The organism is Aliikangiella aequoris, assembly GCF_053709105.1.
Map to the genome: position 1 here is coordinate 2,544,412 of NZ_CM132298.1, position 13,362 is coordinate 2,557,773.

Annotated in this window: 11 protein-coding genes; 6 read left to right on the forward strand and 5 right to left on the reverse strand. The window is 40.4% G+C overall.

All coding sequences use genetic code 11. From position 1 onward, the window contains the following. Nucleotides 1–28: 28 nt before the first annotated feature. Genes ACUR5C_RS10975 through ACUR5C_RS10995 form a run of 5 tightly spaced genes read right to left on the reverse strand, consistent with a single transcriptional unit; the run spans nt 29 to nt 4,654 of the window. The gene (locus ACUR5C_RS10975) at nt 29–574 is read right to left on the reverse strand and encodes a hypothetical protein (RefSeq protein WP_454465168.1); all 546 of its coding nucleotides are present in this window, start codon (nt 572–574) and stop codon (nt 29–31) included. Continuing rightward, complete coding sequence (rluB, locus tag ACUR5C_RS10980) at nt 571–1,407, reverse strand: 23S rRNA pseudouridine(2605) synthase RluB (RefSeq protein ID WP_454465169.1); 837 nt, start codon at nt 1,405–1,407, stop codon at nt 571–573. Before rluB ends, ACUR5C_RS10975 begins: the two co-directional genes overlap by 4 nt. A 13-nt stretch (nt 1,408–1,420) precedes the next feature. Continuing rightward, the gene (gene scpB, locus ACUR5C_RS10985) at nt 1,421–2,347 is read right to left on the reverse strand and encodes an SMC-Scp complex subunit ScpB (RefSeq protein ID WP_454465170.1); all 927 of its coding nucleotides are present in this window, start codon (nt 2,345–2,347) and stop codon (nt 1,421–1,423) included. A gap of 29 nt (nt 2,348–2,376) precedes the next feature. Then, nucleotides 2,377–3,405: a segregation and condensation protein A gene (locus ACUR5C_RS10990; protein WP_454465171.1), complete on the reverse strand. Its 1,029-nt coding sequence runs from the start codon at nt 3,403–3,405 to the stop codon at nt 2,377–2,379. Nucleotides 3,406–3,436: 31 nt separating this feature from the next. Beyond that, entirely contained in the window at nt 3,437–4,654 is a 1,218-nt protein-coding gene (locus ACUR5C_RS10995) for a tryptophan--tRNA ligase (protein ID WP_454465172.1), read from the reverse strand. Nucleotides 4,655–5,059: 405 nt separating this feature from the next. Between ACUR5C_RS10995 and pheA the strand changes: the two genes are divergently transcribed. From pheA to ACUR5C_RS11025, 6 genes are all read left to right on the forward strand, one after another. Next, nucleotides 5,060–7,165 (forward strand): prephenate dehydratase, encoded by a 2,106-nt coding sequence (pheA, locus tag ACUR5C_RS11000; RefSeq protein WP_454465173.1) that lies wholly within the window; start codon nt 5,060–5,062, stop codon nt 7,163–7,165. Nucleotides 7,166–7,277: 112 nt separating this feature from the next. Next, nucleotides 7,278–7,781, forward strand: coding sequence for an RDD family protein (locus ACUR5C_RS11005; RefSeq protein ID WP_454465174.1), 504 nt, complete (start codon nt 7,278–7,280; stop codon nt 7,779–7,781). Nucleotides 7,782–7,964: 183 nt separating this feature from the next. Beyond that, entirely contained in the window at nt 7,965–9,191 is a 1,227-nt protein-coding gene (locus tag ACUR5C_RS11010) for a cyclic di-GMP phosphodiesterase (protein WP_454465175.1), read from the forward strand. Nucleotides 9,192–9,231: 40 nt separating this feature from the next. Further along, nucleotides 9,232–10,560 (forward strand): M20/M25/M40 family metallo-hydrolase, encoded by a 1,329-nt coding sequence (locus tag ACUR5C_RS11015; RefSeq protein WP_454465176.1) that lies wholly within the window; start codon nt 9,232–9,234, stop codon nt 10,558–10,560. A gap of 21 nt (nt 10,561–10,581) precedes the next feature. Continuing rightward, the gene (locus ACUR5C_RS11020) at nt 10,582–11,955 is read left to right on the forward strand and encodes a hypothetical protein (protein WP_454465177.1); all 1,374 of its coding nucleotides are present in this window, start codon (nt 10,582–10,584) and stop codon (nt 11,953–11,955) included. 178 nt (nt 11,956–12,133) lie between these two features. Continuing rightward, nucleotides 12,134–13,318, forward strand: a complete 1,185-nt coding sequence (locus ACUR5C_RS11025) for a sensor histidine kinase (RefSeq protein WP_454465178.1) — start codon at nt 12,134–12,136, stop codon at nt 13,316–13,318. The last annotated feature ends 44 nt before the right edge of the window (nt 13,319–13,362 follow it).

Here is a 13,362-nt window from a genome sequence, read left to right on the forward strand (position 1 = left end):
ACGCCAGCTTTATTCGTGATGGCTGAGACTAGCCGGGTTTTTGTTGCAGTTTTTGTAAATCTTGTTCGTCTAATAAACGGTTAACGCAGGCATTAAAAACTTCTGCATCTGACTCAAAGAAGTAGTTATAAACCGTTGTTTCATAGTGTTTACCTACTTCTAAACGACCACTAAAGGTAATATCATAACCGTCTTTTAGTGCCGCATAAATTGCTTCTGATTGCTCTTTATTAAAAGTAAAAGCAGGCCCCCAGTATTGTAGCTCGCCATTCATATGCTTTTTCTTAAATTCTGGCTTAAAGTTTTTATCGCCTACTTGCACATTAATTAAACTGCCAACTTCGAGCGTTAAATGTGAAGGCTCTCCAACAAAAATGGATATTTCTGGATCTAAGTCTAGGTATTGTAGCGATGAAACAATATTAAAGTAGCCCACATATTTGCGGCCAATAAAACCGCCCGCAAAAGGAAAGCTCATCACACAGTAATTTTCCGATTGAGAATATTGGTAGTCCGGAAAATCTCCACAACTACTAACCAATAACAAACTTAAAATTACACAATACTTTCTCATCTTCTGCGCGGTGTCCTAGCCTTTAACTTTTTAGTTTTATGCTTTTTACGGTTGTCTTGACGCAAGGTCTTTGCAACTATGGTTTTCTTTAATCCGACCATGTCTTCAAAAACAGACATTTCGCCAGGGCTTAACTCTTGCCAGCGCCCTTTGCGAATAGAGCGTGGTAACTCAAAACTACCATACTGAATTCTATGTAAACGTGATACTTGAATATCAAAAGCTTCCCACAAACGTCTAACTTCTCTATTTTTACCTTCTCTTAAGGTAACGTTGTACCAATGGTTACTGCCTTCTCCGCCAGCATCATCTATAGCTTCAAAGTGAGCCTCGCCATCTTCAAGCTCTACCCCACTGACTAATTGTTTAAGCATGTCATCAGTAACTTGACCTCTTACTCTAACGGCATATTTACGTAGAATTTGGTTAGACGGATGCATTAAACGATTCGCTAATTCACCATCATTAGTAAAAAAGATAAGTCCACTGGTATTAATATCTAATCGCCCGACGTTTATCCAGCGACCACCCTTTATTGTAGGCAGCGCATCAAATACTGTCGGTCTACCTTCAGGATCTTTACGTGAACAAATTTCACCTTCTGGCTTATGATACGCCAACATGCGGCGTTGAAAGTCAGTTTTTGCGGTAACTTGAATTAATTTTCCGTCTACTCGAATTTTATCTTTTGCATTTGCTCTATCACCAAGCTCAGCGATACTTCCATTAACACTTACTCGCCCAGCTTTAATCCAAGTTTCCGCTTCTCGACGCGACGCCAAGCCAGCATGAGCTATAATTTTTTGTAACTTTTCGTCTTGAGTTTCTGACATAATCGTTTCGTTTTTAAACCTTATCTTCTTTTACGAGACCAGCGGAATCACGGTCAAGTGCTTCATTAGCGTCTGGTGAATTTTGCTCACTTGCAGGGTCTACAGTGAACTCACCGTGGTCTGCGTCTATTTCTGCGTCTATTTCTGCGTCTATTTCTGAATCTAATTCTGCGTCTATTTCTGCGTCTATTTCTTCATCTACTTCTGCGTCTAATTCAGCATCTATTTCTGCGTCTAATTCAGCATCTATTTCCGTTGCCTTCTCTTCTCTCGCAGTATCTGCTGCCTCTGAATTGTTGTTGTCTCCATCATCAGCGAGCGCCTGATTGTCATCCTTCTTTTCTGTCAAATCAATTTCTGAGCTATCACTACCTGGCTCTCTTAGATCTAGCTCGGGGCTTAAATCTTCTAAATCTTTAATCTCTGCTAAACTAGGAAGATCTTCCAAACTCTTCATATTAAAGTAGTCTAAAAATTGTTTAGTGGTTGCGTAAAGTGACGGTCTGCCAGGTACATCTCTATGTCCAACAACTCTAATCCATTCTCTTTCAAGCATGGTTTTAATGATGTTACTACTCACACTAACTCCGCGCACATCTTCAATTTCTGCTCGAGTCACTGGTTGGCGATAGGCAATTAAAGCTAAAGTTTCTAAATAGGCGCGAGAGTATTTAGACGGCTTTTCTTCCCATAAGCGGCTCATCCACTCCGAGTATTCTTGGCGGGCTTGATAACGATAGCCGCTGGCTATTTCTTTTAGCTCAATGCCGCGACCTTCACATTCAGACTGCAGTTCTGCTAAGGCCGCTTTAAGTTGGGCGTTACTAGGACAAGCGTCTTCATCAAACAGCTTGGTTAACTGTTCAACGCTCATAGGCTTGCCTATCGACATTAACGTTGCTTCTAGAATATTTTTTAATTTTTTATTGTCAATGCTCATAAAATAATTCTTAATTGTTGAATACTGGTTTAGTTTGGCTGAGATTCAAGTTCAACTTCTTCATTGGCATTTTGTAGTTTGGCGCGCACATGAATAGGTGCATAGGGCTCACTTTGCACTAGCTCTACCATCGACTCTTTGGTTAGCTCCATAATAGCCAAAAATGTCACTACAATCCCCATACGGCCTTCTTCTACATTAAATAATGATACAAAACTGGTAAAACCGTCTGCGGACAAAATGGCTAACACATTACCCATTTTTTCTCTAATCGATAAGGTTTCTTTTTGAATATGGTGATGAGAAAACATTTCTGCACGAGTTAAAACATCTTTAAGTGCTAGCAATATATCTCTAAGATCAACATCAGGTAGTGGTTTATCAACATGTAGCTCGGGCGTTTCTATATCAACCTGTTGTGTGTCTCGCTCCATTCGCGGTAGTTCGTCAATATCTAGCGCGGCCTTTTTAAATCGCTCGTATTCTTGTAAGCGACGAATCAAATCAGCGCGAGGGTCATCTTCTTCTTCTTCTACTTTTGGCCGAGGCAATAATACTCGGCTTTTAATCTCGGCGAGCATTGCTGCCATAACTAAATATTCAGCTGCCAATTCTAAATTGACTGACTTCATGATTTCAACATAAGCCATATATTGCTCGGTGATATGAGCAATAGGAATATTAAGAATATCCACGTTTTGGCGTTTAATTAAGTAAAGCAGTAAATCAAGCGGCCCTTCAAATGCTTCTAAAAACACCTCTAATGCATCAGGCGGAATATACAAGTCTTTTGGCACATCACTGACTTTTTCTCCAGCAACAATGGCAAAATGCATTTCTTCTTGAGTATGCTGATCGGCACCGAGTGCCGCTGGTGGCTCCGACTTAGCAGGTTCACTAACATTGGAGTGAGCATCGGTTAAATCAGGAGCGTCAACCGCAGTTGAGGTAGTTTGATCGTCTAACGCTGCCTGAATATCACTATTGCCAGAATCCTCCATTGAAGATTCTGGTAATTCTGACTCAGCGTTTTCTGGTATGTCTTGTGTTTCACTCATTAGCGATCAATCTACTTATTTATAATCATTTTTAACGGTAATTAAGTCCCATAACCTGACGAACATCTTCCATGGTTTCACGAGCTACTTCGCGTGCGCGTTCAGAACCTTCGGCGATAATTCCTCGAACCACTTCTGGGTTTTCTTCAAACTCTTTGGCACGCTTTTTAAATTCACCAGTTTCTTTTTTCACACAATCAATTACCGGCTTTTTACATTCCAAACAGCCAATGCTCGCGCTCGTACAACCTTCCTGAACCCAAGCTTTCACATCGTCAGGAGAGTAAACTTCATGCAATTGCCACACGGGACAGTTGTCGGGATTACCTGGATCAGTGAGACGAACTCTTGCTGGGTCAGTTTGCATTCGCTTAATCTTATTTTCAATAGACTCTTCTGACTCTCGCATTTCAATGGTATTGGCATACGACTTTGACATTTTCTGACCGTCTAAGCCGGGCATTTTTGATACCGGGGTTAGCAATGCTTGAGGCTCGGGTAAGATAATCTTTCCGCCACCTTCTAGATACCCAATTAAACGCTCTTTGTCCCCTATTGAAATAGATGCATGACCATCGACTAAGGCTTGTGCTTTTTCTAATGAGCTTTCATTGCCTTCTTGAACATAATCTCTTCGCAAGTTTTGGTAGAGCTTGGCGTTTTTCTTACCCAATTTCTTGACCGCAGCTTCTGCTTTTTCTTCGAAGCCTGTTTCTCGCCCAAAAGTATGGTTAAAACGACGCGCGATTTCACGAGACATTTCTACATGAGGTACCTGATCAGCCCCCACAGGCACGGCTCCAGCACGATACATTAAAATATCCGCAGTTTGCAGTAACGGATAACCTAAAAAGCCATAGGTGCTCAGATCTTTGTCTTTTAGCTTTTCTTGCTGCTCTTTATAAGTTGGCGCTCTTTCTAACCAGCTTAATGGCGTCATCATGGATAGTAAAAGATGCAATTCAGCATGCTCAGGTACTCTCGATTGAACAAATAATGTTGCTGAGCCAGGATTAATTCCCGCAGCAAGCCAATCAATCACCATGTCCCAGACAGACTGCTCAATAATTTCTGGGGTATCATAGTGGGTAGTTAACACATGCCAGTCGGCAACAAAGAAAAAGCATTCATGTTGATGCTGTAGCTTTGCCCAGTTTTTTAACACCCCATGATAATGACCTAAATGTAATCGCCCAGACGGACGCATGCCAGATAAAACGCGTTGATTTTGCAGGCCTAAACCACTCAAACCTTGTTCCCCAAATAGTATTAATTCATTTTTGAACCGAGCATTATACCCAAGCTGAAGCCAAATGGTTAACAATTAATTACTTCAGTCAATTAAGCGCCCTTTATTACCTGCGACAAAGTCTCAAAAAACAACAATTACCTATAAATATCAATAAGTTAAAACAAGCCCCAAAACATATTAATTAACTAGATAAAAACTTAATGTGCGCTAATATTAACTATCTTGCTGGCTCTCAATTCAGTTTAACCTCAATGGCATTGCGCCCATCGCTTCAAACCGAGATAAAATGGGCTTAGCTTATAACTTTAAATTAGCGATAATAACCCGCTTTTAAAAGGGCATTTAGGCCTAAAATCAGATAGACTTAGCGCATATTTAGCTTTGCAATAAAGATTGAACCCAGTGACAGACCATAAGCCTAACGCTCAAACTTCACCAAACCAAGTGCTTACATTAGAAGAAATTAGGCATAAAATTAGCGCTTTAGACCTTAGTTTACTCGAATTAATTGCGCAAAGACGCGAACTTAGCCTTGCTGTTGCTATTAACAAGCAAAGCATCCAAAAGCCGATCCGAGATCAATCGCGAGAACAAGAACTACTTGATAAACTCATTCAAAAAGGCAGTCAGCTTGGGCTAGATCCTTACTATGTCACTCGCTTGTATAACACAATCATAGAAGACTCTTTAAGCGTTCAGAGAGACTATTTGCAGCGCCAGAGCAATCCACAAACAATGACCGACCAAGCAACCACTGTTGCGGTGCTCGGTGGTGTAGGGGCCTATTCCTATTTAGCTGCTAAAAAACACTTCAGTCACACTGAACATAAAATGCTGGCTTGCGATAGTTTTAGTCAAGTTATTCAAGCAGTTATCGATGAAAAGACTAACTTTGGGGTAATCCCTATCGAAAATACCACGTCTGGTGGTATTACTGAGGTTTACGACCTGTTATTGCCTTCAACGCTGTCCATTATTGGCGAAATTAAATATCCCATTAAGCATTGCTTAGTTACCCAGCCAAATGTTCGAAACAGCCAAATTAAAACCATTCTTGCCCATCCTGAAGCAAGCAAACAATGTAACCAAAATTTACCCAACCTACTAGACGCTCCAATTAAATTAGTTTCAAGCACTGCAGAAGCGTTAAAATTAGTTGCTGACGCGCCTAATGGAGAACTCGCTGCAATTGCTAGCGAGCAGTCAGCTAAAGACTTTGGACTTAGTATTTTAATAAGCAATATCGCTAATTTAAAAGACAATACCACGCGCTTTCTGGTATTGGCCAAAAACGCCCATAAAGTCTCAGCTCAACTTAACTGTAAAACATCGATCGCATTTACAACGGGCCAACAGCCCGGTGCTCTAGCTGAAGTTTTACTGGCTTTTAGAGATGCCGCTTTGCCGCTCACTAAGCTAGAGTCTCGACCTATCGCAGAAAAACCATGGGAACAAATGTTTTATTTAGACTTTGAAGGCAATATTGAATCTGATCAGGTTCAGTCTGCACTGGCCCATGTTGCAAAGTCATGTCGCTATTTAAAGGTTTTGGGGAGCTATCCGAGTGAAGATTTTTCTGCAACTAAAGTATCTACCAATGCGTTAACTCAAGCTAAACTCTCTACCCCCGAGCCTTTCAGTCAAAATGAAAGCGACGCATTTGCTGAGCAACCCAAGAGCAATTGCGTCACGGGTCACGGCAACCAGCAGACGAGCCCTATTGATAACTATCGCTTAGCAAGTCGTGCCCATAAAGCAGCTGATACGATAATAGAAGTAAAAGGCGTTAGTATAGGGACAGCGCAGCTTAAAGTAATGGCAGGCCCTTGTGCTATTGAAAGTGCTGCTCAAATATTAAGCTGTGCCCAACACGCTGCGGAAATTGGCGTTTCAATACTGCATAGCGAATATTCTAGCAGTCGCGATTGCCCGCACAATTCTCAAGATCAACAGGAGCTTGGTGCGGATTACTTGCGCCAAGCAGGTGAAAAATACAATTTACCCGTGATTACCGAGGTATTTAATACTCAGCAGCTCAAAGCAGTCGCAGCTAAATCCGATTTAATTCAAATCGGTGCGCACAATATGCAAAACTTTGCACTCCTAAAAGCGGTAGCACAAATCAATCGCCCCATTGTCTTAAAGCGAAGCCTAACGGCTTCGATCGACGATTTATTAAAAGCCGCTGAATATATTCTTATACAGGGCAACATGCAGGTCATTCTTTGTGAGAGTGGACAAAGCCCACTTGAAAACGGCACACATAACCAGCTCGACTTTAGCGCAGTAGCAATGCTTAAATCCTTAAGTCACTTGCCCGTCATGGTCGAGTTGTCTTATGCGGTAGACAAGCCAGAGCTAATGATTCCTATGGCACTTGCAGCAAAAGCAGTTGGCGCCCACGCTATTTTAGTTAAGTTTCATGCAGAGCCTAATAAAGCGCAAAATGATGCTGCGCAAACATTAGATTTCAAAGCGATGACTCAATTAATGCATCAACTTTTCTAGCCCCCTATTAAAGCGCGATTCCAGTAAAATTATAAATAAGTTGGCTATCTAACCGATCACGGATTTGCTAGAATTCGCGCAAATCCCATTAAAACACGACAAACTGAAATAAATGAGCCATCCCGAGTCCACAACAAAGAACAAAGCGTTAAGCGTTACTTTAGCGCCATTTTGGAAGCGCTTAATGGCGTGGGTCTATGACTCGCTAGGCGCATTGGCGGTCTTTATACTGGCTTTAGTCGTTGGCTATTTAGTTATTTATGTTGTGACTTTGCCGTGGGTCAGCGATGGCTTATCATTATCTACTCATCTCTATCAAAACCCGCTTTGGGGCGTTTATCTATTTGCCTGTATCCAGTATTACTACGTTTGGTGTTGGGTTAAAGGTGGCCAAACCGTCGGAATGAAAACTTGGCATTTAAAATTATGCAAAGCTGATGGTAGTTTACTCACTTGGAAAGAAGCTTATATTCGATCTTTTCTTTCGTGTGGTGGTATCGCTAATTTATGGTGTCTAATTGATCAAGAAAAACGCGGTTGGCATGACTTATTTTGCGATGCAAGAGTGGTTGTATTGCCCAAGCATATTAACCGTCCAACCCAGCCTTTAATTTAGGTAAAAAGCCTCTTTTTAAAGCGAACAGGTCGATTTGAGAGCAAAAAATAAGCAATATGACCTAAACCCATTAATTAATTGAACGCGTCACCAAATAAATTATCATCAAAGCTTTGCAAAATCGCAAATTCACGGTATCTTTAAAGCATTACAGAAGGATTTTTAAAGTTTTAGTAAGGCCTTATGAGTAACCAGTATACATACCTTAAAAAAATTAAAGTGCCAGTGGCTAAATTACAGTTAGGTATGTACATTAGCCAGCTCGACAAACCTTGGGAAGATTCTCCGTTTCTGTTTCAAGGCTTTCCAATAGATTCAGAAGAACTCCTTAACAGCGTAAAAAATGAATGCGAATGGGTAGAAGTAGAGTTTCCCTGTGAAGAAGATTACGAAAACTTCAAAACCCTCCTTAGCAATAATGGCGAAGACCGCACTAAACAATACCAAGAAATGCTCGAAGAGTTACCGCGCGCAAAAAAAGAATACGACAGTTCATCATTGCTAGTAAAAAATATAATGCGAAACATTATCAAGGATGATGACTTTGATTTAGAACCTGTCCAAAATGCGGTAAAAGCTTGCGTCGATTCAATTTTACACAACTCTGACGCTTTAATGCTATTAACTAACATAAAAGACGCTGATGCTTACACGGCAGAGCATTGTCTGCGAGTTTCAATCATGGCGATTGCATTTGCTAAATTTTTAGAACTTGAAGAAAACGAGCTTGAAGTGATCGGTATTGGCGCCATGCTGCATGACGTTGGCAAAATGCGCATTCCGCATAACATATTAAATAAACCCGGAAGACTTTCTCCGGCAGAATATAACGTTATGCAAGATCACGCAGAGCAAGGCTTTAAAATACTGCAAAGTAAAAAGCACTTATCACCCGACGCAATCGAAATCGCGCGCTCTCATCATGAACGGTTAGATGGAGAAGGCTACCCTCAACAACTAAAGCAAGACCAGATTTCACTGTATACTAAAATTGTGTCTATCGTTGATACCTTTGACGCCATTACGAGCAAACGGGTTTATTCCGAAGCAGAGTCTCCGTCAAAAGCGTTTAAGGTTATTTTAGATAATTCAGACAAACAGTTTGACGCTCACTTGGCTAAAAAGTTTGTAGAGTGGATGGGCGTCTATCCTATTGGTTCGGTGGTGGAAATGAAAACTGGCGAGCTTGGCGTTGTGACTCAAATTCATAGTGATAAAAAGCTCAAACCTCGGGTTTACTTATTTACTGACGAAAATAAACAAACCGGCTATGAGAAGTCTATCGATCTTGCGAGAATGGTGGTTCACTCTAGCGGTGAAACTTACCAAATCAAAAAACTACATCCACATGGCGCGTATGATATTGATGTAACCAGCTATATCAATAAAGGCTTTACTAGAAATCACTAGCCCGTCAACGTCTACAAAAAGTATCTTAAGGACCCTTTCGATGATAGCTAAAAGTTTATTAATCAGCTTACCTTTGGCAGTTTTTTCTTTTTTAAGTGTCGCAAGTTCTAGCAAACCACCACTTGCCACTATTAGTCAAAGTGCAGTATTAAAAGATATACAAACTTTAGCGTCAGATAAAATGCAAGGTAGAGCAGCATTTACTCCAGAAATTGATCAAGCCGCGGCTTATATCAGCGAACGCTTTCAATCGATTGGACTAAAACCGCTAGCAGGTGAGTCGAGTTTTTTACAAAGCTTTGAAATTTTTAAGCTGTCGGTAGAGTCTAAAAAAGTCACCTTAAACACTGCCCCGATAAAGCCTGAGAACATTTTTATTCTAACTAATCAGACCAAACAATCATTTACACATGCAACGCTCAGTCAAGTTGAAACCATTAGTGACCAGCAAGACTTCAGAAAACGAATGGCAGAAATTAACCAGCTTAAACATGATGTTTTGGTTTTAGTTTCTAGCAAGCATCAAAAAGTTTTTTCTCAATATCAACAATATTTTGAGCGCGGTTTAACTAAATTTGATATTAATACGGCTAATTCTGCTGTTGTGGTATTGACTGACAATACAGAAGTAACGCAACTTTCAGTCGAGTTTTCGTTTCAACACCAAGCACTAGCATTGAGTAATGTGGTGGGAGTGTTAAAAGGTCAATCTAAACCAGAAGAAATGGTGCTTTTTTCAGCTCACTATGATCATGTTGGCACTAACCCAAAACTAGAAGGCGATACAATTTATAACGGCGCCGACGATGATGCCTCAGGCACTGCCGCAGTGATTAACTTGGCCGAGTACTACTCAAAGCTTAACAATAATGCACGAAGCCTGGTCTTTGTTGCGTTTACTGCAGAAGAAATTGGCGGGTATGGTTCACAATATTTTTCCAAGCAACTCGATCCTAACCAAGTAATAGCCATGATTAATTTAGAAATGATTGGTAAGCCTTCTAAATTTGGGAAAGGCGCAACTTGGATGACAGGTTATGATCGCTCAAATTTAGCGCAGTTAATGAATCAACACTTAGCTGACAGCCAAATTCATCCAGATCCTTACCCAACACAAAATTTATTTTATCGCTCAGATAATGCCACACTTGCTCGCTTAGGCGTGCCGGCACATAGCTTTTCAGCTTCGCAAATCGATATAGATCCACATTATCACCAAGTTAGTGATGAAGTTGAAACTTTAGATATAGAATCTATGACCAAAGTTATTCAAACTATTGCCCAAGCGGCTTATGGGATAATTGCTGCAAAGCAAACTCCTACCCGGGTTTCTACAGAAGAAATAAAGCCTCAAGGTAACTTTTACTAAGATTATTTAATAAGGTATTTCATGCAACCGCTTTCAAAAGGTTTTATATCAAAACTACGTTGCCCTAAAAGCGGTAGCTCACTGCAGCAAGTTGACACACAGCTTGCAAGTACCTCCACGCATACCGAAAGCACAGAGCACTACCCTATTATTAATGGGATCCCTTGGTTGAATAAAAATCCGCTGCATTCAATGGTAGATTGGAGCGTTAAATTAAACCATTTTAATCAAGTACTAAGTGAAGAAGTCAACTTGATTAATAACGAACTTAAAAGCTGCTCAGAAATTGTTAAGCCTCGTTTGCAAACGTTGTGTAAAGGCAAGCAAAATTTTATACAACAGGTAAATGAGCTAGTTAGCCCGGTTCTAAAAGCCAAAGTTGCAAGTAAACCAGTCTATGATGCCTTAACCGATCGCGTACCGCACACTCAAAATTTACTCGCCTATGAAGCGAACCTATATAGAGACTGGGTGTGGGGAGAACAAGAAAATAGAGTGACTGCGGATTTTGCTTATAGCATGCTACAGCAAACGACTAATAACGAAATGTTAGTTATTGGCGCTGGTGCGTGTCGGCTCGCATATGACTTACATCAAAAAATTAGCCTGCATTCACAAAATAATATAACGGTTGCCAACGATATCAATCCACTTTTACTGTTCGCCGCTAACCAGATACTATTTGGTCCAGGGCTTACTATTGGCGAGTTTCCGCCAGCCCCTAAAACAGATAAAGATATTTTTATTAATCACGAAATACCAGCATGCCATAATCCCCCTGAAAATTTTCATTTGTTGTTTTCAGATGCTGCCACACCGGCACTACAAGCGGAAAGCTTTGATACCATAGTGACCCCTTGGGTCATTGACATACAAGCGCACGAATTATCCGAGTTTATGCGCGCGCTGAATCATTACTTACCTATCGGCGGCCAGTGGATCAATTTTGGCAGCTTAGTGTTTAATCAAAAAAAGCAAGCCATGCGCTACTCACTCAGCGAAATTAAGCAGTTGGCTAAAGTGTGCGGTTTCGAAATTGAAATTGAGCGTCAAATAGAAACACCTTATTTAAAGTCCCCCTATAACGCTGGCTACCGTATGGAAAACATCACTGGCTGGCGCGCAAAAAAAATACAACACTGCAAGCACAACCCGAATCTTCAGGTCTTACCCCATTGGTTGACCCAAACAGAGCTTCCTATCCCCAAGACAAAAGAAATCCAAGCTTTTGCTTTTACTCATAATATGTATGCAGATTTAGCCAGCTTAATAGATGGAAAGCTCTCATTACAACAAATAGCCCAAAAACTCGCCAAAGAGCAAGCAATAGATAAAGCCGAAGCGCTGGCTATGTTAAAAAAGTTTTACTTGCAGCTCGTCCAACAAAAACTGTAACCAAGCTTAACAGTCGACCGTTAAAACTCGGAGCCAGATTAGTTTAACTAGTTTTAGTTAAATCTGAGCGCAAACTTAAAAGTTATCGACTAAGCTTATAGCTAAGGCTTTTGGGGTTAGTTTGACTATTCATTTAGCAAAAACTTCTCTACAAGTTAAAAATAACTAATTAAAACAATTGCTTAAGAATTCTGGCGGTGCAACTTTGTCTATATTCGAAAAACTACTTTCAAGCGAATTTATGCCTCACGGTATGTGTTATATGTGGAAGCCAGAGCTTTTATGGCTACATGTAATCTCAGATGGACTTATCTTCGTTTCCTATATTTCTATTCCGATCTGTTTAGTTTACATTTTAAAGCAGCGCTCCGATCTTATCTTTTCAAAGGTAATGGTCCTGTTTGGCGCCTTTGTTTTACTTTGCGGGATCACCCACGCGATTGCCGTTTGGACCGTTTGGAACGGTACTTACTGGTTTAGTGGATCCGTAAAAGCCTTAACAGCCATAGTTTCGGTCGCTACCGCGGTGATGCTGTGGGTATTAATCCCCACTCTAAAAAGTATTCCCACAGTTAAGGAGTTAAAAGACGAAGTTGAAAATCGCAAAAAAGCAGAAGAAGCACTTAAAGAGCAAAGCCATTTACTTGAGCTAAAAACACAAGAATTAAAGCGGAGTAATGCTGAGCTCGAATCTTTTGCCTATGTTGCTTCACATGATTTAAAGTCCCCTATTAATGGCATTAAGAAAATAGCAGGCTGGATAAAAGAAGATTTAATGGATGACGATATTCCCATTAGCGACCGCACTAAACAACATTTTGAGCACCTAGACACTAGAATTGTTCGCATTAATAACTTACTTAGCGGCCTGCTAGAATACGCTAAAATTGGTGCGATTGAAGAAAAACTAAGCCAAATTAATACTAGTGAGGTATTTGCCGAACTATTCGAGTTACTGGGAAAAGGTAAAAAAATGCAGTTACATATGCCAGAAAACTCGTTCACAATTACGACGCTAGCGTCACCTTTCCATCAAGTCATGCGCAACTTAATCGACAATGCGATAAAACATCACTCCGAAGAAAGCGGAAACGTATGGGTAGAAATATCAGATACTGATGAGTTTTTAGAAGTTAAAATTAAAGATGACGGCGAAGGCGTTGCTGAAAAGCATTTAGAAAAAATAACCGAAATGTTTAGTACCTTAAAATCCAGAGATGAAGTTGAAGGTAGCGGTATTGGTTTAGCGTTAATTAAAAAAATTATGCTTAATGTGGGTGGAAAACTAGCTTTTGACTCTGATATTGGCAAAGGTATGACCGTCATAATTCACTGGCCAAAACAAATACAAGTACCGCAATAACTAAATGACAGGTTTCAAGTTACATCTAAGCCAATATCAAAGCC